Below are 25,890 nucleotides of genomic sequence, written 5' to 3'. Positions count from 1 at the left end.
CACTCTGCCCTGTCGGTGGCTGACACATGAGCCTGGTATTTATCGATTTTCTCACTTACGTGCTGTTCGGCCTGAAGCTCCTGGCGATCACCCTCGCCTCGCTGATGTTTCTGCTGGGCCTGGACGACCTGTTCATTGATCTGTGCTATTGGGGGCGCAAGCTGATCCGGCGTTTTCGCATCTACGACAAGTTCGAAAAGGCCGATGAGAAGCGCTTGTACGAAGCCCCGGAAAAACCTTTGGCCATCATGGTCCCTGCCTGGAACGAAGTCGGCGTGGTCGGTGAAATGGCCCGCCTGGCCGCTTCGACCATCGACTACGAGAACTACCAGATCTTTGTTGGCACCTACCCCAACGACCCGCCAACCCAGGCCGACGTGGACGCGGTGTGCCTGCACTACCCCAACGTGCACAAAGTCGTCTGCGCCCGCCCCGGTCCCACCAGTAAGGCCGACTGCCTGAACAACATCATCGACGCGCTGCTGCGCTTCCAGCAGGACGCTGGCATTGAGTTCGCCGGCTTCATCCTGCATGACGCCGAAGACGTGATCTCGCCCATGGAGCTGCGCCTGTTCAACTACCTGCTGCCGAACAAGGACATGATCCAGATCCCGGTGTATCCCTACGCACCGGAGTGGAAGGGCTTTACTGCCGGCCACTATGTCGACGAGTTTGCCGAAAACCACGGCAAGGACGTGATCGTGCGCGAAGCGCTGACCGGCCAGGTGCCCAGTGCCGGCGTCGGCACCTGCTTCAGCCGCCGCGCCATCAGCGCACTGCTCGAGGACGGTGACGGCATCGCCTTTGACGTACAGAGCCTGACCGAAGACTACGACATCGGCTTTCGCCTGAAGCAAAAGGGCATGAAGTGCATTTTCGCCCGCTATTCCATCACCGACCCAGCGCTGACACTGAAGCAGGAATGGCGCCCGGGCATGAGCCGCGAATTCTCCCAGGTGATTTGCGTGCGCGAGCACTTCCCGCGTGACTGGCAGCATGCCATCCGACAGAAGTCGCGCTGGATCGTCGGCATCGTGTTCCAGGGCACCAGCAATCTCGGCTGGAGCCGAAAAGGTGCGCTCAACTACTTCCTCTGGCGTGACCGCCGCGGGCTGTTTGCCTACCTGCTGAGCTTCCTGGTCAACCTGTTATTGCTGGTGTTGCTGGCCATGTGGCTAGTCACGGTGCTTGCGCCGGAGTCCTGGCGCTTCATGTCGATCCTCAGCGACAGCTGGTTGCTGTCGAACCTGCTGTGGCTGAACGGCCTTTTGCTGCTCAACCGGCTATTCCAGCGCGCCTGGTTCGTCACCCGTTTCTATGGCATCGGCGAGGGCTTGCTGTCGGCGCCGCGGATGATGTGGAGCAACTTCGTCAACTTCTTTGCCAACCTGCGTGCCCTGCGCCAGGTAATGGAAATGGGAGATTCGCGGCGCGTGGCCTGGGACAAGACCACCCACGAGTTCCCCGCCATCGCCGCCCCGGCTCGCACACCACTGGGCCAGCGCCTGGTGGCCAAGGGCCTGATAACCGACGAACAGCTGCAGCAGGCGATCACCAGCCCGGTTCGTCGGCGACTGGGCCGCGAATTGCTACTGCGTGGCTGGCTGAACAGCGAGCAGTTGGTGGCCACCCTGGCCGAGCAACTGGATCTGCCCTGGGCACCGCTGAACCCCTTCAAACTCGACCCGCAACTGATCGCCAAACTGCCACGCAAGCTGGCCACCCATTATGGCGTACTGCCAGTGGACGAAGACGGCGACACGCTGATCCTGGCCAGTGAAAGCCCGGTCAGTCAGGTGTCGCTGGGCGTGATCAGCCGCCAGCTGAAGCGCCCGGTCAAGGCACGCCTGGCTCCCCAGGGCCGGGTAACGCTAGGCCTTCGCTACCACTACCCAAGCCGCTGGCAGCATCAAGAAACCCGAGACATGCTGGCCGTGCTTGAACGCCATCAGGACGACGAAGCGCTGCTGGAACGGGTCTGCCATCATCAAGTGATGCTAGGCGCGCTACTGCAGGTGCGCGGCATGGTCCCTGTCACCCTGTTCAACCAGGCGTTGATCGACTTCGACCCCGAACACCAAAGCCTCGGCGAGCACCTGATCGCCCGCGGCATCATCACCAGACAGGTGCTGGAGCAGGCCCTGATCGAACAGGCCAGTGAACAGCAAGTAGCGATTGATCTGACCCGGGAGGTGGCATGAAGCCGCGTTTTTCCCTCACCTTTACTGGCCTGCTGCTATGCTCCGCCGCACTGCCCGTTGCCGCTTCGGCGCCGATGACCGACTTCCAGCGGTTCACCAGCTTTCCGTTCATGGACCGCAGTTATCGCGAGGCCAGGAAAGACAACTGGGCTGAAGTCGAGCGCCTGACCCGCCATGTGCTGGGCCGGGTGCCGAACAACGACGAAGCCCGCGCCCTGCTGGTCGAAGCGCTGGCCCACCAGCGCCGTTACAAGGAGGCCCAAGCGCTGGCCGAGCAGCTAGGCAACAGCCCCGAATACGCTGACGCCCTGCTGGAGCTGCGCCTGACCTGGATCGAGCAGGACCCGCCTTCGGCCAGCCAGGTGGAGCAATGGCTGGGCGCCAGCGACGGCAGCCACCGGATACGCCTGTGGCAGGCCTACAGCCTGAGCCTGGCCAAGTTTGGAGGCGCTGCCAAAGCACTGGAATGGCTCAACCAGCTGCCGCCCGGGGAGGACGGCCAGGTACTGCGCCTGGCCCGGGCCAACTTTGCCGAACAGTTGCGCAACTGGAAAGAAACCATCGAGCAACTGCAGCCGCTGGCCGACACAGGCCAGTTACCTGCCGAAGACTGGCAACGCCTGGCCAATGCCTATATCCAGCAAGTCGACGAGAAGGGCCTGACTGCGCTGCTGGCCCACGCCCCCTCCGCCGCAGCGGCCAACCAGGCGCGGCTGGCCATGGCCAACCGCGCCATTGCCGTCGGCCACCATCAACAGGCCCAACGCTGGCTGCAGTCGCTACCGCCTGATCAGCTGCAGCACCCCGAACAGCGCCAACAACTCTGGCAACTGGCCCGCGAAGGCGACGATGCGCCGCTGGTACGGCGCCTGAGCAACGATCTGCAGCGCCCCTGCCTTGAAACGGTCGACTGGCTGTCACATCAAGACCCGGACCTGGCCCGGGACCAGTTCAAGGGCTGCTCCGCCAGTACCGACCCAAGGGCTTATGCCGTGCTCAGGCAGCGCCTGTATGGCGCCCCACCACCACCCCCGCAGCCGCGCACCGCCGCAGAATGGGAACAACGCTATCGGCAGACCGGCGACCTCGCCGCACTGGAGCAAGCCACCTTCCTGTTGACCGAGCAGGGCTACGGCGATCACGCACGGCAATTGCTGGAGCAGGCCTACGACCGCCACCTGGGCCGCCTCGACCCATCGCTGCTACAGCGTCTGGGCAACCTGTATGCCCGCAGTGACGGCCCACTGGACAGCCGCCGCATGCTCGGCCTGATACCCCGGGTAAACGCCAACACCCGCGCCCAGTTGCTCGGACGGCTGGCCGAGGCCGGCCAGTGCGATGCCGTGCGCCAGGCAGTGCCGGCCAGCCCGAGCGAACCGGGCCAGTACCGCGCCCTGGGCCGTTGCGCCATGCCCGACCAGCCGGGTGAGGCGGTGGTCTACTACCAGGCTGCCGAGCGCCTGGGCGGTCCTGGCAATCGTCTGCCGCTGGCCTACGCACTCGAAGCGGCCGGCGACTCCGAAACCGCCCGGCCCATCTGGCGCAGCCTGCCAGACAGCGCCTTTACCGATAATGCCCGCCTCACCGCCGCACGCGGCGCGCTGAATGCAGGCGACGCGGATGCAGCGCGCCGCTACTGGGATGCTGCCGCGCACCAAAGCGCCGACGACTGGGCGTTGGGCGCCGCCATCGCCCAGCGCCAAGGTGACCCGCAGACCGCGCTGGGCTTCCAGCGCCAGGCCCTGGCGCACAACCCGCGCGCCGATCACTACTACGCCGCATCCAGCACCGCGCAACTGGCCGGCAAAAGTGCGCAGAGCACCGCCTGGCTAGCCGAAGCCGTGCGCCTGGCTCCCGACCAGCCGCGCTATCGCGCCGACTACGGCATGCGCCTGGCTGGCTCGACGGACAAGGCTCAGCGCATGCAGTCGATCCCCTACCTTGAGCGCGCCACTCGCGACTTCCCCGAGGACTACCGCCTTGGCGAAACACTTGCCTTGCGCTACGACGAACATGCAGACAGCGCTGCGGCACGCCGCGAACTGCGCCGCATCCTCGACGTAGAGCAGAACCTGGTCGACGGTGATGACGAATACGGCAGCCTGGAGGCCCGCAAGTACCGCCAGCGCCGCGCCCACGAGAGCCTGTCGCGTCGCGACACCATTACCCTGGCCAGCACCTGGTCGCCGGCCGGCACCTCGACCAACGACAAATTTCTCGACAACGGCCAGCGCAGCGGCAGCTCGCGCCGGGCGCAATCGCAAAACGTGCAGTTGGCCATGTGGGACCATGCTCTGGGCGAGGAGCCCAGCCGCAATGGCAGCACCCTGTCAGTGTATGGCCGGGTACTGTTCGGTGGCCAAAGCCGCACCGACTATGCCCAGAGCATGGGTACCGGTGTCGGCCTGCGCTACAAACCGCTCGGCCAGGCCAACCTCAACCTGTATGCCGAGCTTTACCACCAGCGGCAGATCGACGAAACCCACTACCGCGGCCTCAGCCTTGGCCAGTTGCTGAGCCCGGCCAAGGTCGGCGGCAACTGGGGCGATTTGCGCCACCACGCCGAATCGAGCAATGACCTGCTGCTACGCGCCACCGCCTCGTTCCTCGACCAGGGAGGCTGGCGCAACGACTGGCGCATCGATGAGGACGACTGGAACGAACGGTTCCTCTACCTTGATGCTGCCTGGTGGACCCGTGCCGGCGATCATGCCTGGCTGTCGCGCTACCAGCAGGGCCACGCCTGGAAGCTGCCGGGCAGCTCGCCGCAAACCCTCATGCCCTACGGCTTTGTCGAGTTCTCCAGCCAGGACCCCAGCAACGACTGGCGCCAGGACGCCCGCGCCGGGGTTGGCGTGCGCTGGCAATGGTGGTTCGACGACGACCGCTACAACGCCTACCGCGGCTCGCTGAAAGTGCGTGCCGAGTATCAGCAATCGTTGGGCGGCAACCTTTACGAGCGCGCCAACGGCGTGCTGGTCGGTGCGGAGATGACCTTCTGATGCGTGCGCTCATCACCTTCTGCCTGCTGGCCCTGTGCCTACCGGCCACAGCTGACCAGCGCCTGTTCTACCAACCCCTGAACCGCGATGCCAGCGTCACGCCCGCCCAGTGGCAGCACCTGTGGCAAGCCACCGCGGCCCAAGGTGGCAAAACCCTGATCGTGCAATGGAGTGCCTATGGCGACAGCGATTTCGGCGGAGCCAAAGGTTGGCTGGCCAACAGCCTGCGCACGGCGCGTGCCGAAGGCCTGCAGTTGGTGCTGGGGCTGTACATGGACCCGGCCTACTACCAGCGCCTCGACGAGCTGGATGGCGAAGGCCTGAACAGCTACTGGAAAGCGCAGCTGGGGCGCTCGCTCAGCCAGTACCAGCAACTGCGCCAGGCCTGGCAGTTGCCAGTGGATGGCTGGTACCTGCCCATGGAACTGGACGACCAGCATCTACGCGAGGCCGAACGGCGTGATGCGCTGTACAGCCAGCTACAGGCCTTCAACCGCCAGTTGGACAAACCGTTGCATATCAGCGCCTTCAGCACAGGCAAGCTGTCGCCGCGGGTCAATGCCGTCTGGCTGGATCAACTGGCCGGCTTGGGCTTGACTGTGTGGTGGCAGGATGGCGCCGGCACCGGGCGTTTGCCGGTGTTGGTACGTCAGGGCTATGAGCAGGCCCTACCGTGCCGGGTGGGAGTGGTGCGCGAGGCGTTCCGCCAGGTGAGCGCACCGGATCAGGCGTTTCGGGCAGAGCCTGCCGAGCCCCGGCTGGGTAGCGGGTGCCATACCGAGGCAGTGTTTGCCTTGCGCTACCGGCCCTGGGCCCAAGGTGTCTTGCCACAGCAATGAGTCGCCAGGGACGGCCTCTTCGCGGGTGAACCCACAGGCCCCCAAACCGTACGTTCCCTGTAACAGCGGGTTTGCCCGCGAAAGGTCCAGGCCTGAAAAAGTAGTAGCCTCAGGAGCCCCCGATGCTCAAGACCATCGAAGCACACGTACGCCAGCAGGTCGCGCCTGCGGCGCTGCGCGCCGAGTTCCGCCAGCACGAATTCGAGTCCATGCGCTCGTTCTGCCTGCTGGTGTTCTGCATCAGCGTCCTGATCTGGCTGGTCTTCGACCTGATCGTCAGCTTCCTCGGCGGCCAAGGCTTCACCTGGCTGTCCTTTCTGTTCATCACCCTGCTCGGCGGCCTGATCGTGGTGCTGCGTTTCACCCGCCGCAGCCATCACTTCGACGTGCTCAACCTGCTGTTCATTACCGTCATCACCCTGGGCATGCGCCTGGTGATCGAAGGCATCCCGATAGCCCTGCGCCCGGTGTGGTTGGTGCTTGGGGTATCCACCGTGCTGTATGCCATGTCGGTGCTGCCGGTGCGGCGTTGGTCATTCTTCTGCGCCATGGTCATCACCTGGGTGGTGCTTTGTCCGTTCTACCACACCCGCATAGCGCCCGACGGGCTCGAAGGCGCCATGCTGATCAGCTATGCCGTGTTTCTAAGCGGCCTGGTCAGCTACAGCTACCTGCAGATCCGCAAAACCAAGCTGCACAATTTCTACCTGTCCAAGGTGTTGCTGGAGCAAGCCTACGTCGATGCCCTGACCAACATTCCCAACCGCCGCTCGTTCATGGCCCAGGCCGACCGCCAACTGCGGATGGCGACGTCCGGGCAGTTCCTGGCGATGATCGATATCGACAATTTCAAGCGGGTCAATGACCGCTTCGGCCATGACGTGGGCGATGAAGTGCTCAAGCGCGTGGCCCTGCATATCAAGGCGAGCATGGCCGATCAAGCGTTTGCCCGGCTGGGGGGTGAAGAGTTTGCGATCTTCTTTGAAGGGCTGGATCAGCAAGGAGCCGAGCAGCGAGTGGCAGCGCTGTGCCAGCGCGTGCGCGAGGACGTTGGCGAGCACCCGGTCACCATCAGCATTGGTCTGGCCAGGGTTGACCGGGGAGAGAGCCTGACTACAGCACTGGTCCGCGCCGACCAGGCGCTATATGAAGCCAAACACACCGGCAAGGATCGCTTTGTATTGTGGTCCAGCCAACTGGCAGAGCAGGATTAGCAGGCCCGGTCCCTTCGCGGGTGCAGCCAACCTATCATCCAGCGGGCAAACGAATCCTGAACTGCGCCCCACCCAGCGCCGACTGCGCCAGAGTCAAGGTGCCACCCTGCCCCTCGATCGCCCGCCGGCTGATTGCCAACCCAAGGCCAAAACCACCGGTGTTGCGATCGCGGCTGCGGTCCAGGCGATAGAACGGCTGGAACACCCGCTCGCGCTCCTCCACAGGCACGCCAATCCCGTCATCCTCCACCGTCAGCAGGCAGGCGCCGTCGGCTTCCAGGCGCAAGCGCAGCAACAGGCTTTCATCGCAATAGCGCATGGCATTGCGCACCAGGTTCTGCACCGCGCGCGCCGTCAGCCGCGGGTCCAGTACAAAGCGCGGCAACTCACCCTCGGCCCGCACTTCCCACTGGATACCCCGGCCATCGAGTTCCTCGGCGAAGCCGCCAAGCACACTGTCGACCAGTTCCAGCAGCGATACCTCCACCCGCTCCCGCGCCTGGTCGGCGTTGTACAACCGGCTGTAGGACAGCAGTTCCAGCACCAGCTCATCCAGCTCGCGCACATGCCCGACCAGCTCCAGCAGGCGCTTGCGGCTGGCTGGCGGCACTTCGTCGAACAGCAGCACCAGGCCGAAATCCAGCCGGGTCAGTGGCGTGCGCAACTCGTGCGATACCGCATTGAGCAGCTCACGCTGCTGGTTGACGTGGCGTTCAAGGTCACTGGCCATGGTGTCGAATACCCCGGCCAGTTCACCAATGTTGGAGTGAGGCGAAATGTGCGTGCGCTCGGCCATCTGCCCCTGGCCCAGGCGCCGAGCGGTCTCTTTGAGGCGCTCCAGATCACGCCAGTGCGGCCAAACCCACAGCAGCAGGCAGCCTAACATGGCTGCACCGATCAATACGGTTACACCCCACGACAGCACGTTGATGTCCAGCGGGTCTGGCGGGGAATGCAGGCGTACCAGCCACTCCCTGTCCAGCGGCGCCAGCACCGTTTCGTAATAGCCCCACTCAGCAATGCGCACTGCGTGCAGACCATGCTCCAGTCGCGCCTGCTCTTCATCGCTCAAACCGGCCTGGTCCATGCGCAGCAGCTGCAGTTGCAGCGGCGCGAAATCACTGGCCAGCTCTTGCTCCACCGCTGGCCACTGCTCACGCGGGGCCTGGCGGAACTGGCGCACGATCAACGCTTGTACACCCTTGGCCTGGTCCAGGTTGTAGGCCATGAACCGGTCGCGGAACAGGCCGACGATGGTGTCAGGGATGAACAGCAACGCGCCGGCGTAGGCGACGATGATCACCAGGTACAGCCGCACCAGGATCTTGAGCATGGCCGGTCAGCACTCCCACTCGACACGGCTGAACAGGTAGCCCTTGCCCCACACGGTCTTGATCTTGCGCGCTTCGCCGGCGTTGTCGTCGAACTTGCGCCGCAGTTTGGAAATGGCCACATCAACGGAGCGATCGGTGCCATTGAACTCTATGCCACGCAACTGTTGCAGGATACGGTCGCGGTTCATCACCTCACCGGCATTGCGCGCCAGCACCACCAGCAGGTTGTACTCGCCGCTGGACAGCTCCACCTCTTCGCCGCGCCAGCTCACCGTACGCTCAGCCAGGTCGATGCGCAGGCCACCGATCAGGATCAGGTCGTTTTCCAGGCGCGGCTCGTGGACACTGCTGCGGCGCAGCAACGTGCGCACGCGGGCCAGCAGCACGCGTGGCTCACAGGGTTTGGTCACGTAGTCGTCGGCCCCCATTTCCAGGCCAAGCACCTGGTCATGGCTGTCGTCGCGGGCCGTCAGCATAAGGATTGGCAGGGTCTGCGACTCCTGGCGCAGCAGCCTGCACAGCTGCAGGCCATCGATGCCCGGCAGCATCAGGTCAAGGATGACCAGGTCAGGCCTTTGCCGACGGTACTCGTCCAGCACATGATCGCCCCGGGCGATCACCTGGACATGGAAGTCGTTGCGTTGCAGGTAGCTGGCGATCAGCTCGGACAGGGCGCTGTCGTCTTCGACCAGGAAAATGTTCGGCATAGGTGCTTGAGAGTCTGGGTTGAAATAAGCCTGTGCAGAATATAGAACCCGACCACTCGACAGGATCATTCTTCACACTTTTTCACACTCGCCCTACAGGTATTAACAGCCGCCCAGGCAGCGTCTGCCTTAGCATATACACGGTCATCATCGGAAGATCCGCATGCCTACTACCCTCTCCCCGTGCCTGCGCCCGTTGGCGCTCATGGCATTGCTGAGCCTGTCCCTGGCCGGTTGCAGCGACAGCGCCGAACCAGACGAACAGGCTCCCACTGCGCAGGTGCGCGTGGAAACCCTGCAACTGCAGCCACTGGCCATCAGCAGTGAACTCAGCGGCCGTATCCTCGCGCCACGCACCGCCGAAGTGCGTGCGCGGGTCGCAGGTGTGGTGCTCAAGCGGGTGTACCGCGAAGGCAGCGACGTCAAGCAGGGTGATGTACTGTTCCTGATCGACCCGGCGCCGTTCAAGGCCGACCACGACAGCGCCCGCGCCACGCTGGCCAAGGCCGAGGCCACCCGGTACCAGGCGCGCCTGCAAGAACAGCGCTACCGCGAACTGGTCGACGACAAAGCCGTCAGCCGCCAGGAGTACGACAACGCCAAGGCCAGTTTCCTGCAGGCCGATGCCGAAGTGGCCGAAGCCAGGGCGGCGCTGGAGCGCGCCCGGTTGAACCTCGGCTATGCCACCGTGACCGCGCCGATTTCCGGCCGTATCGGCCGCGCCCAGGTCACCGAAGGCGCGCTGGTCGGGCAAAACGAAACCACCCCGCTGGCGACCATCCAGCAGCTGGACCCGATCCATGCCGATGTCACCCAGTCTACCCGTGAGCTCAACGCGCTGCGCCGCGCCCTGCGCGCTGGCGAATTGCAACAGGTGGGCGACGGCCAGGCACGCGCCACGCTGATCCAGGATGACGGCAGCGCCTACCCGCTGCCGGGCAAGCTGCTGTTCTCCGACATCAGCGTCGACCCCAGCACCAACCAGATCACCCTGCGCAGCGAGTTCCCCAACCCGGACCTCGACCTGCTGCCTGGCAGCTACGTGCGGGTACGCCTGGAGCAAGCGGTGCAACCCAAGGGGCTGAGCGTGCCGCAACGCGCCATCCTGCGCGACAGCGCCGGTGTGCCCAAGGTGCTGGTGGTAGACCCGCAAGCCCGGGTCAGCGACCGCCAGGTTGTACTGGGCAGCGCCCAAGGCGACCGCTGGATCGTCAGCGAGGGCCTGGCGGCCGGCGAGCGGGTGGTGGTCGAGGGCCTGCAGCACGTCAAGGCCGGTGACCAGGTGCAGGTCGACAATACGCCCGCTGCCCCACCCATCGCACAGCATACCGGCCAGTGAGGGCCTGATTCATGCCGCAATTCTTCATCGATCGCCCGGTATTCGCCTGGGTGGTCGCACTGTTCATCCTGCTGGCCGGCGCGCTGGCCATCCCGCAACTGCCGGTGGCCCAGTACCCCAACGTGGCACCGCCGCAGGTGGAAATCTACGCCGTGTACCCAGGTGCCTCGGCGGCGACCATGGACGAAAGCGTGGTCAGCCTGATCGAACAGGAGCTCAACGGCGCCGACAACCTGCTGTACTTCGAGTCGCAGAGCAGCCTGGGCAGCGCCACCATCACCGCCACCTTCGCCCCGGGTACCCACCCGGACCTGGCCCAGGTCGACGTGCAGAACCGCCTGAAAGTGGTCGAGTCGCGCCTGCCGCGCCCGGTCACCCAGCAGGGCCTGCAGGTGGAGAAAGTGTCCACCGGCTTCCTGCTGTTGGCGACCCTCACCTCCGAAGACGGCAAGCTCGATGAAACAGCGCTGTCGGACATCCTTGCACGTAACGTGATGGACGAGATCCGTCGCCTCAAGGGCGTCGGCAAGGCCCAGTTGTATGGCTCCGAACGGGCCATGCGCATCTGGATCGACCCGCGCAAGCTGATCGGGTTCAACCTCACGCCCAACGATGTGGCCGAAGCCATCGCCGCGCAGAACGCCCAGGTCGCCCCTGGCAGCATCGGCGATCTGCCCAGCCGCAGCACCCAGGAAATCACCGCCAATGTGGTGGTCAAAGGCCAGTTGAGCAGCCCCGAAGAGTTTGCTGCGATTGTCCTGCGTGCCAACCCGGACGGCTCAACGGTCACTATAGGGGATGTCGCCCGGGTTGAAATCGGTGCCCAGGAATACCAGTACGGCACGCGCCTGAACGGCAAACCGGCCACCGCCTTCAGCGTGCAGTTGTCGCCCGGCGCCAACGCCATGGAAACCGCCACCCTGGTGCGGGCGAAGATGCAGGACCTGGCGCGCTACTTCCCGGAAGGCGTCAAGTACGACATCCCCTACGACACCTCGCCGTTCGTCAAGGTGTCGATCGAGCAGGTCATCAACACCCTGTTCGAGGCCATGCTGCTGGTGTTCGCAGTCATGTTCCTGTTCCTGCAGAACCTGCGCTACACGCTGATCCCGACCCTGGTCGTGCCGGTAGCATTGATGGGCACCTTCGCCGTGATGCTGGCCTTGGGCTTCTCGGTCAATGTGCTGACACTGTTCGGGATGGTGCTGGCCATCGGCATTCTGGTCGACGATGCCATCGTGGTGGTAGAGAACGTCGAGCGCATCATGGCCGAAGAAGGCTTGCCCCCCAAGCAAGCCACGCGCAAGGCCATGAGCCAGATTAGCGGTGCAATCGTCGGCATCACACTGGTGCTGGTGGCGGTATTCCTGCCCATGGCCTTCATGCAAGGCTCGGTGGGGGTGATCTACCAGCAGTTCTCGCTGTCGATGGCGGTGTCGATCCTGTTCTCGGCGTTTCTCGCCCTCAGCCTGACCCCGGCTTTGTGCGCCACCCTGCTCAAACCCGTGGCCAAGGGCGAGCACCATGAACGCAAAGGCTTCTTCGGCTGGTTCAATCGCCGCTTCGAAAGCATGAGCAACGGCTACCAGCGCTGGGTGGTGCAGGCGCTCAAGCGCAGCGGCCGCTACCTGCTGGTGTACGCGGTGCTGCTGGCGGTGCTGGGCTACGGCTTCAGCCAGCTGCCTACGGCGTTCCTGCCCACTGAAGACCAGGGCTACACCATCACCGACATTCAACTGCCGCCGGGCGCCAGCCGCATGCGCACCGAACAGGTAGCCGCGCAGATCGAGGCGCATAACACCGAAGAACCGGGCGTGGGCAACACCACCTTGATCCTGGGCTTCAGCTTCTCCGGTAGCGGGCAGAACGCGGCGCTGGCCTTCACCACCCTCAAGGACTGGTCCGAGCGCAGCGCCGACGACAGCGCTCAGTCGATCGCCGATCGCGCGACCATGGCCTTCACCCAGCTCAAGGACGCGATAGCCTACTCGGTACTGCCGCCGCCCATCGACGGCCTCGGTGAGTCGACCGGTTTCGAATTTCGCCTTCAGGACCGTGGCGGCATAGGCCACGCCGAGCTGATGGCTGCCCGTGACCAGTTGCTCGAAAGCGCCAGCAAAAGCAAGGTGCTGACCAACGTGCGCGAAGCGTCGCTGGCGGAAAGCCCGCAGGTACAACTGGAAATCGACCGCCGCCAGGCTAACGCACTGGGGGTGTCGTTTGCCGATATCGGCACGGTGCTGGACGTGGCCGTGGGCTCCAGCTACGTCAACGATTTCCCCAACCAGGGCCGTATGCAGCGGGTGGTGGTGCAAGCCGAAGGTAACCAGCGCAGCCAGGTCGAAGACTTGCTGAACATTCACGTGCGCAACGACAGCGGCAAGATGGTGCCACTGGGCGCGTTCGTTCAGGCCCGGTGGGTCAGCGGCCCGGTGCAGCTGACCCGCTACAACGGTTACCCGGCGGTGTCGATCTCAGGCGAGCCAGCCGCCGGCTACAGCTCGGGCGAGGCCATGGCCGAAGTCGAGCGGCTGGTGGCGCAGCTACCGGCCGGTACCGGCCTGGAATGGACCGGCCTGTCACTGCAGGAGCGGCTGTCCGGTAGCCAGGCCCCCCTGCTGATGGCGCTGTCGCTGCTGGTGGTGTTCCTGTGCCTGGCTGCACTGTACGAAAGCTGGTCGATCCCGACTGCGGTGCTGCTGGTCGTTCCGCTCGGTGTGCTCGGTGCGGTGCTGGCGGTGACCTTGCGCGGCATGCCCAACGACGTGTTCTTCAAGGTTGGCCTGATCACCCTGATCGGCCTGTCGGCGAAGAACGCCATCCTGATCATCGAGTTCGCCAAGCATCTGGTAGACCAGGGCGTGGACGCCGCCGACGCCGCCGTGCAAGCGGCCCGCCTGCGCCTGCGGCCGATCGTGATGACGTCGCTGGCGTTCATCCTCGGCGTGGTGCCGCTAGCCATCGCCAGCGGCGCAAGCTCGGCCAGCCAGCAGGCGATTGGCACCGGGGTGATCGGCGGCATGCTCAGCGCCACCCTGGCGGTGGTGTTCGTGCCGGTGTTCTTCGTGGTAGTGATGCGCCTGTCCGGGCGACGCCAGGCGCATGAAAGCGACGGGCAACCCGTGCCCCGCGAAAGCTGACTGGACAAGCCCGCCGTGAAATGGGAGGGTTCCCGGCAATGACTGCCCGGAACCCTTTTTCATGCCTGACGCACTCCCCCCCTGCTCCATCCTCATTCTCGCCGGTGGCCGCGGCCAGCGCATGGGCGGCCGTGACAAGGGCCTGGTGGACTGGCAAGGCGAGCCGTTGATTGCACATGTTCATCGAGCGGTGCGGCCACTGAGCGACGACCTGGTGATTTCCTGCAATCGCAACCAGGCGGCATACCAGGCATACGGCGACCGGTTGGTGGGCGATGCAGAAGCCGACTTCCCCGGGCCGCTGGCGGGGGTGATTGCCGGGCTCAGGGTGGCACGTCATGCATGGGTGGTGGTGCTGGCTTGCGATGCGCCGCTGGTTGATCGCGAATTGATCGAGGGCCTGCTGCGGTTGGCAGTGGCCGGTAACAGCGCGGCAATGGTGCGTCAGGGTGGTTTCTGGCAGCCGATGTTCAGCGTACTGCCCAGGCGGGTGTTGCCGGTGTTGGAGCAGGCCTGGGCAGCGGGTGAGCGGAGTTTGCAGAAGGCCTTGCTGCGCGAGGCGGTGCAAGGGCTGGAGTGCGCCGAGAGTGATCGCCGGCTAAGCAACTTCAACAGCCCGGAACGGCTGCAGGACTGAGGGCATGACATCGCCCCAACAGGTAATCCACAACACTTAAGGACTGTGATGATCTTGTGGGAGCGGGCATGCCCGCGAATACGGTGGCGGCAGCAACAGTGAATGGCCAGGGGGACGGGCTAGCAGGGCCGGCCCTTTCGCGAGTAAACCCGCTCCTACAGGCTACCGCGCACAAGGCTGTTGCCTTCAGCTTGCGCACGTAAAAGGTCATCTGGAAGACAGCTCTTCGACACTAATCTCGCGCATCCGGAATTTCTGCACCTTGCCCGTAACCGTCATCGGGAACGCGTCGACAAAACGGAAATACCGGGGCACCTTGAAGTGTGCAATCCTTGCCCTCGCCCACTCACGCAACGCTTCTTCACTGGCAGTATGCCCCGGGTGCAGCCGCACCCAGGCCACGATCTCTTCACCGTACTTGCTGCACGGCACGCCAATCACCTGCACATCGGCCACCGCCGGGTGGGTGAAGAAGAACTCCTCCAGCTCGCGCGGGTAAATGTTCTCGCCGCCGCGAATGATCATGTCCTTGCTGCGCCCGACAATACACACATAGCCATGCTCGTCCATCATCGCCAGGTCGCCGGTGTGCATCCAGCCGTCTACGTCGATGCTCTCGGCGGTGGCTTTGGGGTTGTTCCAGTAACCCAGCATCACGCTGTAGCCGCGAGTGCACAGTTCGCCGATCTCGCCACGCGGGACAGTGTTGCCTTCGGTGTCCACCACCTTGCTCTCCAGCCGGGGCTGGGTGCGACCGACGCTAGTCACGCGACGCTCCAGGTCGTCAGCGGCACCGGTCTGCAAGGACACCGGGCTGGTCTCGGTCATGCCATAGGCAATCTGCACTTCGGCCATGTGCATCTCGCCAATCACTCGGCGCATCACCTCGATCGGGCAGGTCGCGCCGGCCATGATCCCGGTGCGCAGGCTCGACAGGTCGAATTCACTACGCTGCGGATGGTCCAGTTCGGCAATGAACATGGTCGGCACGCCATACAGCGCAGTGGCTTTTTCCTGCGCCACTGCCCGCAACGTGGCTAGCGGGTCGAAGGCATCGCTGGGGTAAATCAATGCGCTGCCGTGGGTCATGCAGCCGAGGTTGGCCATGACCATGCCGAAGCAGTGATACAGCGGCACCGGCACCACCAGCCGATCGTGCTCGGTGAGGCCCAGGCTTTCGCCGACCATGTACCCGTTGTTGAGGATATTGCTGTGGCTAAGGGTGGCTCCCTTGGGGAAACCGGTGGTGCCTGAGGTGTACTGGATGTTGATCGGGTCGTCGCAATGCAGTTGTGCCTGGCGTGCGGCCAGGGCCTCCCCGCTGACAACCTCGGCACGGGCCTGCAATGCGTTCCAGGCCAGAAACCCGGGCGGTGGCGACAGCGCCAGGCTGACCACGCCACGCAGCTCGGGGAAGCGCTCACAGATCAGCGCGCCCGGTTGGCTGCTGGCCAGGCCCGGGAGCAGGCCCTGCAGCATGGCGTGGTAATCGGAGGTCTTGAAGGCGTCGGCACAGATCACCCAGCGGCAGCCGGACTGGCCAAGGGCGTAGTCCAGTTCGCTGGAACGGTAGGCCGGGTTGATGTTGACCAGGATCGCGCCAACCTTGGCGCTGGCGAACTGGGTAATGCACCACTCGGCGCAGTTGGGTGCCCAGATGCCAAGACGGTCACCGGGCTGCACGCCCAGGGCCAGCAGCGCGCGGGCGTGCTGGTCGACGGCGTCGCCCAGTTGCCGCCACGTGTAGCGCAGGGCCTGATGGTGCACCACCAGCGCCTCACGGTCGGGGAAGCGGGCCACGGTGGCGTCGAAGGCGTCGCCGATGCATTGGGTCAGCAGGGGCTTGTTCTGGTTGCCCTGGGTGTAGCTTGGCTGGGGCATGGGCGTTCTCTTGTTGTTCTTGTGTTTTCTGTGCTGGCTTCTTCGCGGGTGAACCCGCTCCTACAAAAAGCTGCACCGGCCTCAAATGTGGCGCCGTCCTTTGTAGGTTTACCCGCGAAGAAGCACACACCGTTTTAGCGAACGAACACCTGCGGCGTCGTGGTAGACATGTCACCACCCGGCAGCTTGATGTTCTTCACCTTTTCCAGCGTATCCGGGTTGAACACCGCCAGGTCATTGAAGGTGCCACCCAGGTAAAGCTTGTCGCCCTTCTTGTCGAACGTCACGCAGTAGTAGGTGTGCTCCAGATTAGCCGCCTTGATCAGCTTGCGCTGTTTGATGTCGTACTTGGCCAGGCGGTTGAGCACGCCGTAGATCTGGTTCGGGTCCTTGGGCGAGCGCAGGCCGGTGAAGTACAGCTCGGTCAGGTCGGCGAACTCCTGGGTGTGGGTCTTACCGGTCTTAAGGTCGATGCTCAGGTAGCCATACAGCGGTTCGGCGGTGGCCGGGTCCTGCTTGTCATCCTTGAACTTGGCAATGGTGTACAGCATGGTGAACTCATGGCGCGGGCTCTGGTGCGGCCAGAAGTACAGCACATCCGGGGCGCTGTAACCTTTGCGGTTCCAGTTGCGCAACGGCAGGGCCACCGTGTATTTGCCGGTCTTCACGTCCATCTTGTAAATATCCGGCCCGGCAACGTACAGGCTGCCATCGTCGGAGGCGCGCATCAGATACACCTGGCGCGGCATCGGGAAGGTGCGTACGGGCTTGGCCTGAAGGCCATCAGCGGTGCTGAACACCTCCAGCCGCGGTGGGTTGACCACGTAATGGTCGTTCAGCATCTGGGTCGGGTTGACCGTGGCGTACACCTCTTTGCCATCGGGGCTGATGGCGAACGAGTATATCGACCGGCCAACTTCACCGGCTACGCTGGACAGGTTGGCGTGGAAGGTGTTCTTGCAGGTGTCCAGGTCAATGCCGTAGATGTCGCCGTAATGGTTGTTGAGCACGTAGGCGGTGCGGTTGTCCGGCGCCATCATTGCGGTGCCAGGGCCGAACTTGTCGGGCATCCGGCAGCTTTTGAAGACCGTGTCACTGGCCACATCGACCACATGCAGGTTGTTCGGGTAGTTGGTCACGATCATGTATTCGTGGCCAGCCTTCAGTGCCGGGCCAGTGTCGTCGGCCTGTGCCAGCCCGGCGCAAGCCATGGCGGCGATGGTGAGCGCCAATGGCGCGCAGCGTCCAGCTTTCATGCGGTTTCCCCTTGTCATTCTTGTTGGGCCGTCACTTGTCTTTCGGGAACACGGTGCCGAGGTTGCGCCAGTCCTCTGCCGAGTTGGTCGCCTGGGCGTTCCAGTCCTGGTAGGTGCTCATCATGTCCGGCACCTGGGCCGGCCACCAGCAAGGGTCGGAACAACCATAAAGGTCAGCCTCCATCGGCTGGCACAGCGAGCTCACGCCGCCAAAGGCGTCCACCTCCCAGCCCGGGTCGGTAGTGGCCGTGCAGCCTGCCACCGCGCTCATTGCCATCACTTCTTCGACACGGTCTTCGGCGGCGGCCTGCTCCAGGATGCGCGCCTTGTTGTTCAGGGGCTTCAAGTGCTTCATGTCAATGCGCCTTCCGCGGGGTGATGTAGCGATCGATGAAGGCCGGGTTGACGGCCATGATGCGGCTGTAGACTTCAATGCCGAAGTCCACCCAGTCGCGCATCAGTTCGCAGTAGTGGTAAGTCGGGTGCTGCGGGTCGCCGTAGCGCGCATAGCTTTCGTGGTAGCAGCCGCCGGAGCACAGGTTGCGAATACGGCAGCTTTCACAGCCGGTGTTGCTGCGGTCCAGGCGCTGCGACAGGAAGTCGTTGAGCTGCGCCTGCTTCACGCCCTGGTGCACGTTACCGAAGGTGGGCAGGCTGGAGCCGGTGAAGCGGTGGCACAGGTTCAGCTCACCTTCGTGGTCCACCGCCAGCATCTTCAACCCGGCGCCACACGGCAGGGCCTTCTTGTGGCCTTCGTGGATGTCGGTGATCAGCTGGTGCAGGTTGGAGAAGCCGATGTTGCGGTGCTCCAGGGCCGCCTCCAGGTAGCGACGGCCGAGCGCCTTCATGTTGGCGAAGACCTGCACCAGCTCTTCGCCAGTCAGGTTGAAGTCGGCCATGTCGCCGGAGGTAACCGGGGCAAAGCCAACCTCGGCGAATCCCATTTCGTTGAACAGGTGGTTCCAGATGGTTTCAACGTCGGTAATGCCACGGGTCAGCGTAACCCGCGCCCCCACCGGCCGGCTGGTGTAGCGCGACAGCAGCAGGTCGGCCTTGCGCCGCACCACGTCATAGGTGCCCTGCCCGCCCACGGTGATACGGTTGCGGTCGTGCACGGTCTTGGGGCCATCGATGCTGATCGACAGGCCAAAGCGGTGGGCGTTGAGCCAATCGATGATTTCTTCGGTCAGCAAGGTAGCGTTGGTGGTCATGATGAACTCCACCTGCTTGCCTGCCTCGGCGAACCGCCGCTCGCAGTAAGCCACCATGTGCTCGATCAACGGCCGGTTGGACAGCGGTTCGCCACCGAAGAACACCACGCTGTAGCGCTGCTCGTTGGGTGATTCCTTGAGCAGCATCTCCACCGAGGCTTCGGCGGTGGCGGTACTCATTTTCTTGCCGGCGGAAGGCTTGTCCAGGTCTTCCTTGTAGCAATAGGTGCAGCTGAGGTTGCAGCCGGTGTTGACGTTGAGCACCACGGTGTTCAGCGCGGTGCGCTCGACCTGCCTGAGGGCGATTTCCGGGGTCAGCGGCGAGCCGTCGCTGACCAGCTCCAGCGCGATCAGCTCGCGCAGGGTGTCCTGGATATCGTCTCCGGCAAACTGCTGGCCAAGGCGCTGCATCAGCTCCTCGGCCGAGCAGCCTTGCTGGCGCAAGGTGTCGATGATGCCGCCGGTCACCGCATCAGCGGTGAACAGCGAACTGCTGGGGATGTGGAACAGCATGCGGTCGGCATCAACCTGTACTTCGTGCAGGTTGCGTTCGACCAGGTTCAGTAGTACGCCCATGGCGACCTCCCGATAATCGATCCGTTGGAAAACCGTTGCAGCCTGCCGTTATGGCAGCGGCGGGTTGTTCCAGCGCTGTACGGTGACGATCATGTGCCCTTCGCCGGTCTGGCCACCGTCGGCCAGCGTGGCGATGACCTTGAGGTTACCGGCGTTGTTGGTCATCATCTTGCGCTCCGGGTTGGGCCCGGCGCCGCCTGGCACGAACACGCCATCGGCCTGCATCTGCCCGGCGAACTTGACGTCTTCATCCTCGACAGCACGCTCGTTGAACGGCTCGACCTTCCAACTTGCCGGCAGGTAACCGATACGCAATGGCTGGCCATCGGCATCCTTGCCCCAGGCTTCAGCCTCGAAACGCCCCTGCACTTTCGGCACGGAGGCGCCGTTCTCGCCAATGCGCGCGATGGAGAACGCCGGCACGACCTTCACTTCGTCGACTTTGTCGTAAACCGCCAGGTTCACGCCCTTGAGCGCACCCACCGCCACCTCGCGCAGGCCTGGCCTGGCATCGGCCGCGGCGCGGGCCTTGACCCTTACCAAGGTCGGGGTCTGCTCCAGCACTTCGGTCACTTCCACCCCGGCGCCCAGGTCCGGCTTGCCAGACAGGCCGCTGCCAACCAGGGTAATTTCGCTTTCGCCGCCGGCCTTGATGAACGCCGGTTGCACCGCCAGCAACTGCGCCTTGCCTTCCTTCACGGCGCTGAAGTCCAGGCCGCGCTCATCGTGATCGGCTTCGAACATACGGCCTTTCATTTCGCCATCCAGCGCAGCGAACACCTGACGCAGGTTGGTATCGCCAACCTTCACATTGCCGCGCCATTCATAACCGTTGTACAGGATGGCCGAGCCGCTGCCGTTGAACGGTGTACCGTCGGCGTAAGCACCCTTGACCTCGACCTTGAAGGTATCGCCCTCTCCGGCCGTGACGCTCATCACCCCACGTACATCGCCCTTGGCCAGCATATGGCCGCTGAATGCCCACTGCCCCGGCAGTACGTCCGCCTTGGGTTTGGCCTTCTGCCATTCGGCCCAGGCGGTGCTTTCCATCGGGTAACGCTTGGCAAGGTCCGGCACCACTTGCTGCAGGGCGATCGGCAGCCAGTCGCGGTCACGCGCCTGGGCCTGGTATTCAAGGGACGGCCATTGGCCAAGGTGGAAGTTGACCAAGTGTTCCCACTCCTTGGCCGGACGCCGTTGCAAGGCAACACGAGCACCCGAGTGGCAACGGCCACAGGTCTCGCTGAGCTGGGTGTCGAAGTGCTCGACGGTATTGAGCCGGCGCTCCATGGCGTAACGCACGCCATCGGTTTCGCTAGGCGCCAGGCCCTGCTTGTCGGCCAGGTATTTGACCAGCGTGCGACGGTCGTCGTCGCTGATCTGGAGGCCATGCATCACCTGCATGCGGGCGATGCTCATCAGCCAGCCTTCCGGCGTCTTGCGCTGGTGGCTGATGCGGCTATAGGTGTCGTTGCCTTCGGGGATATGGCACCCCATGCACTTGTTCTGCAACAGGCTCGGGCCCTGCTCGGCCGCCATGGCCTGGGTGCTCAGCAGCGCGGCGGCGACCAGCGCCAGTTTGCCCGCATGCCGCCGGAGTCGAGTCGTCTTCAAGGTCAGACCTCCACGGTTGTTGTTCTTATCGTTTTCGCACGCTTTGGTACAGCAGGTGTGCATGTGACGGTTGTGATACAGGAACTGTGCCAGTTGCGGTAAAAGCGTTTCCTTTCAACCTTTTAAGCGGTTTTCGAGGTTTGGCCAGCAGCCAAGTTGGCCATTTGCAGCGTGCCATTTCGCGACAGGGTGTTTCATGTTGAGACAGGGCCCGCGAAGACGCCGAACAGCCACTGTTTCACCACCGTCTCACACCGTCTCAATGTGCAACAGCGCAACCCGGCAATCGCGACCTTGCGCTCAGGCAAAACCCAACGCCCACAACGCTTTGCGGCCATCTGCCCACGTTGGCACGGCCATTGCGCCAGTGCCCGTCACATCCAATGACAAGAGGCACAGCCCCATGCTTTCCGAACTGCCCATCCTGCCTGCCACCCGCGCCTTTCTCGAACGCAAGCTGAAGATGCGCATCGGTGCCGACTGGCAGGACGCCGCCAGCGGTCGAACCCTGTCGTTCCGCAACCCGGCCACCGGCGAGGTGCTGGGTGAAGTGCCGGCCGCCGAGGCCGAAGATGTCGACCGCGCCGTGCGCGCTGCGCGCCAGGCCTTCGACGACTCGCCCTGGAGCCGCATGCGCCCACGCGAGCGGCAGAACCTGCTGTGGCGCCTGGCCGACCTGATGGAGCGCGATGCGCGTCAGCTGGCCGAACTGGAATGCCTGAACAATGGCAAGAGCGCCGCCGTGGCCCAGGTGATGGACGTGCAACTGGCCATCGACTTTCTGCGCTATATGGCGGGCTGGGCCACCAAGATCGAGGGTAGCACCGTCGAAGCCTCCATGCCGTTGATGCCCAACGACCAGTTCCACGGCTTCGTACGCCGCGAGGCAGTGGGCGTGGTTGGCGCCATCGTCGCCTGGAACTTCCCGCTGCTGCTGGCTTGCTGGAAGCTCGGCCCGGCACTGGCCACCGGCTGCACCGTGGTGCTCAAGCCTGCCGATGAAACCCCACTGAGCGTGCTCAAGCTGGCCGAACTGGTCGACGAGGCCGGCTACCCGGCCGGTGTGTTCAACGTGGTTACCGGTACCGGCCTGAACGCCGGCGCCGCGCTCAGCCGCCACCCCGGCGTAGACAAACTGACCTTCACCGGCTCCACCGAGGTCGGCAAGCTGATCGGCAAGGCGGCCATGGATAACATGACCCGCGTCACCCTGGAGCTGGGCGGCAAGTCGCCGACCATCGTCATGCCCGACGCCAACCTGCAGGAAGCCGCAGCCGGTGCGGCCACGGCGATCTTCTTCAACCAGGGCCAGGTGTGCTGCGCAGGCTCGCGGCTGTATGTGCACCGCAAGCACTTCGACAACGTGGTGGCCGATATCGCCGGGATCGCCAATGCCATGAAGCTGGGCAACGGGCTGGACCCGTCGGTGCAGATGGGCCCGTTGATTTCAGCCAAGCAGCAGGACCGCGTTACCGGCTACATCGAGCTTGGCCGCGAACTGGGCGCCACCATCGCCTGCGGGGGGGAAGGTTTCGGGCCTGGTTACTTCGTCAAGCCGACGGTGATTGTCGATGTGGACCAGCGTCACCGCCTGGTACAGGAAGAGATCTTCGGGCCGGTGCTGGTGGCGATGCCATTCGATGACATCGACGAAGTGATCGGCATGGCCAACGACAACCCCTACGGCCTGGGTGCAAGCATCTGGTCCAACGACCTGGCCGCGGTGCACCGAATGATCCCACGCATCAAGTCCGGCTCGGTGTGGGTCAACTGTCACAGCGCCCTCGACCCAGCACTGCCGTTTGGTGGCTACAAGATGTCCGGCGTCGGTCGCGAGATGGGCGCAGCGGCCATCGAGCATTACACCGAGCTGAAATCGGTGTTGATCAAGCTCTGATCCTTTTCCTGTGCCGGCCTCTTCGCGGGTGAACCCGCTCCTACATCAGATAACACATGCCTTGTAGGAGCGGGTTCACCCGCGAAGAGGCCGGCACAGGCAACAAAAAAACAACAATAAAAACCATGGAGCAACCCCATGAGGCACACACTCGCCTGCACATTGGCCCTGCTGTTAACCGCCCCCGCCAGCCAAGCCTACGAGCTGTACAACCACGATGGCACCACCCTCAACGCCAACCTCGAAGCCCTGTTCGGCGTCTTCCACAGCGACGAAAGCTTCAACCAGGCCGGCAACCGCCAACCCGGCAGCACCGCCTGGCAGGAAGGCTACGTAAAATACGGCCTCAGCGGCAGCCAGACCCTGGCCGATAGCGGCACCCTCTACGGCGCCTTCAGCCTGCTCAGTTCCGCCACCTGGGGCGATGGCGACGCCGCCGGCCTGACCCTGGGTGACGAACGTCGCACCGCCATCGAAGACCTGTATTTGGGCTGGCGCTCGGCCAACCTGTTTCCGGCGCTGGGCGAAGATGGCGTCGACATTTCCGGTGGCCGCCAGGTCGTCACCCTGGGTGATGGTTTCCTGATCCAGGGTGACCCGGTCAACCTGGGCAAGGTCGACCTGGGGGCCAACTTCGACCGCGGCGGTGCCTACTACCTGGCCGCACGCAAGGCCTTCGACCGCACCGCCGTGCTGCGCCTGGGCGGCAACCAGGGCTGGCGCGGTGATCTGATGTGGTTGAAGTCCGACAACCATTACCAGGCCGACACTTCCCTGGCGGTCGCCAACCTGGAGCACGTCGCCGATACCGGCACCGTCGGCCTGAGCTGGATCCGCGGCCTCGACGTGGACCAGCGCTACGCGCAGATCATGGGCCTGGAGCACCGCGACGGCATGGACACCGCCAGCCTGCGCGGGCGCGGCAACCTGGGCGTGAAAGACCTGGAGCTGGCCGCCGAGTACGTGACTCAGGACAAGACCGGCGGGCGCGAGAATGCCTGGTACCTGGAGGGCAACTGGACCTTCTCTCAACTGCCCTGGTCACCTACCGCCACCTACCGCTATAGCCGCTTCTCAGAAGGCTTCGACCCGCTGTTCTATGGCCTGAGCCGGGGCTACGGCACCTGGTTCCAGGGTGAAGTGGCAGCCAACTATGCCGGGCCGTTCAACAAGAACAGTCAAGTGCACCATGTAGCGCTGAAGGGCAAGCCACGGGACAACCTGACCGTCGGCGCACTGTACTTCGACTTCGACACGCTGGACACCGACCAGGGCAACCTTGCCGGGCGCGAGCTGGACCTGTATGTGGAATGGATGGTCAACGACCACCTGCTGATCAGCCCGGTGGTGGGGTTCTACAAGCCGGAGCGCAGTGCTGCCAATGGCGGTACGCAGCTGGGTGGGCGGGATACCGGGACTTACCTGCAATTAATTGTCGGGACCTTCTTCTGACCTGCAATAGCGGGGCGCGGCGCGCCCCTTCTGCACCACCGCGCTTGATCAAATTTAATCATCAAGCCTGCCAAGCTGCATGAATTCTCACCACCTTAACCCGCTCTAACCTGCGTAAATCAGGCCTTTCAGGGCTTGGCACAGGCTGTGCACAAGATCCTCGCGAGCCAACGCTCGACCATAAAAACAACACATCGAGGCCTGTTCATGAACACCACCCTGAAGCCAAGCATTGTCCAACTGCCGCCTGAGCCCCATGCCGCCATCGTCGACCGCTATGGCCTGCATGGCGGGCACATCGGCACCGGCGAGGATGAATCACCCTGGGTCCCGTTCGGCGATTGCGCCGCCATACGCCACCTCAGCTTCGATGTACGAACCGGCAGCGTGTGCAACATTCTCTGGGTCAAGGGCGGCGGCCGCATCGGCACCCACCGGCACCGCGCAGCGGTGTCAGCAGTAACGCTGGAGGGCACCTGGGGATATTACGAGTACGACTGGGTCGCAAAGCCCGGCAGCTTTGTCTTCGAAACCCCAGGCACGGCGCACACCCTGTATTCCGATGACCCGCAAGGCATGAAGGCACTGTTCTGGATTCACGGGCCTATCGAGTTTTTCGACGAGCACGGCCAGCACACCGAAACCACCGATGTGTTCTGGTTCATCAATCATTACGTGAGCCATTGCGAGAAACACGGGCTGCCAATCAACCAGGCGTTGTTCCTGTGAGCGGGTGCAGCAGTCGACAGACAGGGAGGCGCAGATGAAGTACTGGGAACGATTTGCCGTCGAAGGCTTGACCTGTGTGGTCACCGGCGCCGCCAGCGGCATTGGTCTGGCCTATGCCGAAGTGATGGCCGAAGCAGGGGCGCAGGTCACCCTGCTTGACGTGGACGACGAACGCCTGCAAGAACACGTAGCGCGGTTGACCGCGCTGGGTTTCGCCGTGCACGGTGAAGTGGTGGACGCCACCGATCGCCAGGCGATGTATGCCTGTTTCGAACGCATCGGCGAGCGCTATGGCCGACTGGATGTTGTGTTCGCCAACGCCGGCATCGACGCTGGCCCCGGCTTTCTGGACAGCGAGGGCCAGCGCTGCGCTGAAGGCGCACTGGAGACGTTGGACGAAGCGCACTGGGACAAGGTGCTTGCAACCAACCTCACCTCGGTGTTCACCACCCTGCGTGCGGCAGTGTGCCTGATGAAACCGCGTGGTCAGGGCCGCATCATCGTCACAACCTCCAATGCCGCGATCATCAATGAAGCCATCGTCGGCACCCCCTACATGCCAGCCAAGGCCGGCGCTGCGTCACTCGTGCGGCAGGCCGCGATGGAACTGGCCCGCTACGGCATCAACGTAAACGCGATCGCGCCTGGCCCGTTCGTGACCAACATCGCCGGGGGCCGTTTGCGCAACCCGGCCGACCGTGCGGCCTTCGCTCAGCGAGTGCCGCAACATCGGATCGCCTCCACCGAGGAAATCAAGGGCCTGGCCTTGTTCCTGGCCTCGCCTGCCTCGGATTACGTCACGGGCGCGCAGATTGTCATAGACGGCGGGCAGATGCTCGGCCGGGTGGACTGAGGAGGCAA

At 63.9% G+C, this 25,890-nt stretch carries 18 protein-coding genes; 11 read left to right on the top strand and 7 right to left on the bottom strand.

Going from position 1 to position 25,890, the window contains the following annotated elements; genetic code table 11:
* Positions 1 to 26: 26 nt before the first annotated feature.
* From nfrB to AC3B5Q_RS12700, 4 genes are all read left to right on the top strand, one after another.
* Entirely contained in the window at positions 27 to 2,201 is a 2,175-nt protein-coding gene (nfrB, locus tag AC3B5Q_RS12715) for a cyclic di-3',5'-guanylate-activated glycosyltransferase NfrB (RefSeq protein ID WP_103444481.1), read from the top strand.
* Positions 2,198 to 5,203, top strand: a complete 3,006-nt coding sequence (locus tag AC3B5Q_RS12710) for a phage receptor (protein WP_021782958.1) — start codon at positions 2,198 to 2,200, stop codon at positions 5,201 to 5,203. The genes nfrB and AC3B5Q_RS12710 overlap by 4 nt, the downstream gene beginning before the upstream one ends.
* Positions 5,203 to 6,042 carry a DUF4434 family protein gene (locus AC3B5Q_RS12705; protein ID WP_021782957.1) on the top strand — a complete coding sequence of 280 codons (840 nt, stop codon included), beginning with the start codon at positions 5,203 to 5,205 and terminating at the stop codon, positions 6,040 to 6,042. The genes AC3B5Q_RS12710 and AC3B5Q_RS12705 overlap by 1 nt, the downstream gene beginning before the upstream one ends.
* A gap of 122 nt (positions 6,043 to 6,164) precedes the next feature.
* Positions 6,165 to 7,256 carry a GGDEF domain-containing protein gene (locus AC3B5Q_RS12700; protein ID WP_021782956.1) on the top strand — a complete coding sequence of 364 codons (1,092 nt, stop codon included), beginning with the start codon at positions 6,165 to 6,167 and terminating at the stop codon, positions 7,254 to 7,256.
* 34 nt (positions 7,257 to 7,290) lie between these two features.
* Here AC3B5Q_RS12700 and AC3B5Q_RS12695 read toward each other — a convergent pair whose 3' ends face one another.
* Positions 7,291 to 8,589: an ATP-binding protein gene (locus tag AC3B5Q_RS12695; RefSeq protein ID WP_021782955.1), complete on the bottom strand. Its 1,299-nt coding sequence runs from the start codon at positions 8,587 to 8,589 to the stop codon at positions 7,291 to 7,293.
* 6 nt (positions 8,590 to 8,595) lie between these two features.
* The gene (locus AC3B5Q_RS12690) at positions 8,596 to 9,297 is read right to left on the bottom strand and encodes a response regulator (RefSeq protein WP_021782954.1); all 702 of its coding nucleotides are present in this window, start codon (positions 9,295 to 9,297) and stop codon (positions 8,596 to 8,598) included.
* Between the two features lie 163 nt (positions 9,298 to 9,460).
* Between AC3B5Q_RS12690 and AC3B5Q_RS12685 the strand changes: the two genes are divergently transcribed.
* From AC3B5Q_RS12685 to mobA, 3 genes are all read left to right on the top strand, one after another.
* A complete protein-coding gene (locus AC3B5Q_RS12685) occupies positions 9,461 to 10,636 on the top strand; it encodes an efflux RND transporter periplasmic adaptor subunit (RefSeq protein ID WP_028697189.1) in 1,176 nt (391 codons plus the stop codon).
* Positions 10,637 to 10,647: 11 nt separating this feature from the next.
* Positions 10,648 to 13,776, top strand: a complete 3,129-nt coding sequence (locus tag AC3B5Q_RS12680; protein WP_488393112.1) for a multidrug efflux RND transporter permease subunit — start codon at positions 10,648 to 10,650, stop codon at positions 13,774 to 13,776.
* Positions 13,777 to 13,837: 61 nt separating this feature from the next.
* A complete protein-coding gene (gene mobA / locus AC3B5Q_RS12675) occupies positions 13,838 to 14,413 on the top strand; it encodes a molybdenum cofactor guanylyltransferase MobA (protein WP_053870400.1) in 576 nt (191 codons plus the stop codon).
* A 207-nt stretch (positions 14,414 to 14,620) separates the two neighbouring features.
* Here mobA and AC3B5Q_RS12670 read toward each other — a convergent pair whose 3' ends face one another.
* The 5 genes from AC3B5Q_RS12670 to peaA form a co-directional block, all read right to left on the bottom strand.
* On the bottom strand, positions 14,621 to 16,294 hold the full coding sequence (locus AC3B5Q_RS12670; RefSeq protein WP_274118735.1) for a fatty acid CoA ligase family protein: 1,674 nt from the start codon (positions 16,292 to 16,294) through the stop codon (positions 14,621 to 14,623).
* A gap of 134 nt (positions 16,295 to 16,428) precedes the next feature.
* Entirely contained in the window at positions 16,429 to 17,550 is a 1,122-nt protein-coding gene (gene peaD, locus AC3B5Q_RS12665; RefSeq protein ID WP_488393111.1) for a quinohemoprotein amine dehydrogenase subunit beta, read from the bottom strand.
* A gap of 31 nt (positions 17,551 to 17,581) precedes the next feature.
* A complete protein-coding gene (qhpC, locus tag AC3B5Q_RS12660) occupies positions 17,582 to 17,905 on the bottom strand; it encodes a quinohemoprotein amine dehydrogenase subunit gamma (protein WP_014590799.1) in 324 nt (107 codons plus the stop codon).
* A 1-nt stretch (position 17,906) separates the two neighbouring features.
* On the bottom strand, positions 17,907 to 19,337 hold the full coding sequence (gene peaB, locus AC3B5Q_RS12655) for a quinohemoprotein amine dehydrogenase maturation protein (protein WP_084851053.1): 1,431 nt from the start codon (positions 19,335 to 19,337) through the stop codon (positions 17,907 to 17,909).
* 48 nt (positions 19,338 to 19,385) lie between these two features.
* On the bottom strand, positions 19,386 to 20,951 hold the full coding sequence (gene peaA / locus AC3B5Q_RS12650; protein WP_031322210.1) for a quinohemoprotein amine dehydrogenase subunit alpha: 1,566 nt from the start codon (positions 20,949 to 20,951) through the stop codon (positions 19,386 to 19,388).
* 403 nt (positions 20,952 to 21,354) lie between these two features.
* Here peaA and AC3B5Q_RS12645 point away from each other — a divergent pair, with 403 nt between their 5' ends.
* The 4 genes from AC3B5Q_RS12645 (at position 21,355) to AC3B5Q_RS12630 (ending at position 25,882) form a co-directional block, all read left to right on the top strand.
* Positions 21,355 to 22,848, top strand: coding sequence for an aldehyde dehydrogenase family protein (locus AC3B5Q_RS12645; RefSeq protein ID WP_488393110.1), 1,494 nt, complete (start codon positions 21,355 to 21,357; stop codon positions 22,846 to 22,848).
* 138 nt (positions 22,849 to 22,986) lie between these two features.
* Entirely contained in the window at positions 22,987 to 24,300 is a 1,314-nt protein-coding gene (locus AC3B5Q_RS12640; RefSeq protein WP_190869183.1) for an alginate export family protein, read from the top strand.
* Between the two features lie 207 nt (positions 24,301 to 24,507).
* Positions 24,508 to 25,029: a 2,4'-dihydroxyacetophenone dioxygenase family protein gene (locus AC3B5Q_RS12635; protein ID WP_021782944.1), complete on the top strand. Its 522-nt coding sequence runs from the start codon at positions 24,508 to 24,510 to the stop codon at positions 25,027 to 25,029.
* A gap of 34 nt (positions 25,030 to 25,063) precedes the next feature.
* Entirely contained in the window at positions 25,064 to 25,882 is an 819-nt protein-coding gene (locus AC3B5Q_RS12630; protein WP_021782943.1) for an SDR family NAD(P)-dependent oxidoreductase, read from the top strand.
* Positions 25,883 to 25,890: the final 8 nt, after the last annotated feature.

The organism is Pseudomonas sp. D5(2026), from assembly GCF_057766845.1.
Note: the sequence above shows the minus strand (reverse complement) of the source record. Positions and strands in the feature narration are given on the sequence as shown.

Coding starts and splice junctions, on each gene's coding strand:
- peaD (WP_488393111.1), bottom strand. CDS start 17,550: ATGAAAGCTGGACGCTGCGCGCCATTGGCGCTCACCATCGCCGCCATG.
- AC3B5Q_RS12685 (WP_028697189.1), top strand. CDS start 9,461: ATGCCTACTACCCTCTCCCCGTGCCTGCGCCCGTTGGCGCTCATGGCA.
- AC3B5Q_RS12705 (WP_021782957.1), top strand. CDS start 5,203: ATGCGTGCGCTCATCACCTTCTGCCTGCTGGCCCTGTGCCTACCGGCC.
- qhpC (WP_014590799.1), bottom strand. CDS start 17,905: ATGAAGCACTTGAAGCCCCTGAACAACAAGGCGCGCATCCTGGAGCAG.
- AC3B5Q_RS12630 (WP_021782943.1), top strand. CDS start 25,064: ATGAAGTACTGGGAACGATTTGCCGTCGAAGGCTTGACCTGTGTGGTC.
- AC3B5Q_RS12635 (WP_021782944.1), top strand. CDS start 24,508: ATGAACACCACCCTGAAGCCAAGCATTGTCCAACTGCCGCCTGAGCCC.
- AC3B5Q_RS12680 (WP_488393112.1), top strand. CDS start 10,648: ATGCCGCAATTCTTCATCGATCGCCCGGTATTCGCCTGGGTGGTCGCA.
- AC3B5Q_RS12690 (WP_021782954.1), bottom strand. CDS start 9,297: ATGCCGAACATTTTCCTGGTCGAAGACGACAGCGCCCTGTCCGAGCTG.
- mobA (WP_053870400.1), top strand. CDS start 13,838: ATGCCTGACGCACTCCCCCCCTGCTCCATCCTCATTCTCGCCGGTGGC.
- AC3B5Q_RS12645 (WP_488393110.1), top strand. CDS start 21,355: ATGCTTTCCGAACTGCCCATCCTGCCTGCCACCCGCGCCTTTCTCGAA.
- AC3B5Q_RS12700 (WP_021782956.1), top strand. CDS start 6,165: ATGCTCAAGACCATCGAAGCACACGTACGCCAGCAGGTCGCGCCTGCG.
- AC3B5Q_RS12640 (WP_190869183.1), top strand. CDS start 22,987: ATGAGGCACACACTCGCCTGCACATTGGCCCTGCTGTTAACCGCCCCC.
- nfrB (WP_103444481.1), top strand. CDS start 27: ATGAGCCTGGTATTTATCGATTTTCTCACTTACGTGCTGTTCGGCCTG.
- peaB (WP_084851053.1), bottom strand. CDS start 19,337: ATGGGCGTACTACTGAACCTGGTCGAACGCAACCTGCACGAAGTACAG.
- AC3B5Q_RS12670 (WP_274118735.1), bottom strand. CDS start 16,294: ATGCCCCAGCCAAGCTACACCCAGGGCAACCAGAACAAGCCCCTGCTG.
- AC3B5Q_RS12710 (WP_021782958.1), top strand. CDS start 2,198: ATGAAGCCGCGTTTTTCCCTCACCTTTACTGGCCTGCTGCTATGCTCC.
- AC3B5Q_RS12695 (WP_021782955.1), bottom strand. CDS start 8,589: ATGCTCAAGATCCTGGTGCGGCTGTACCTGGTGATCATCGTCGCCTAC.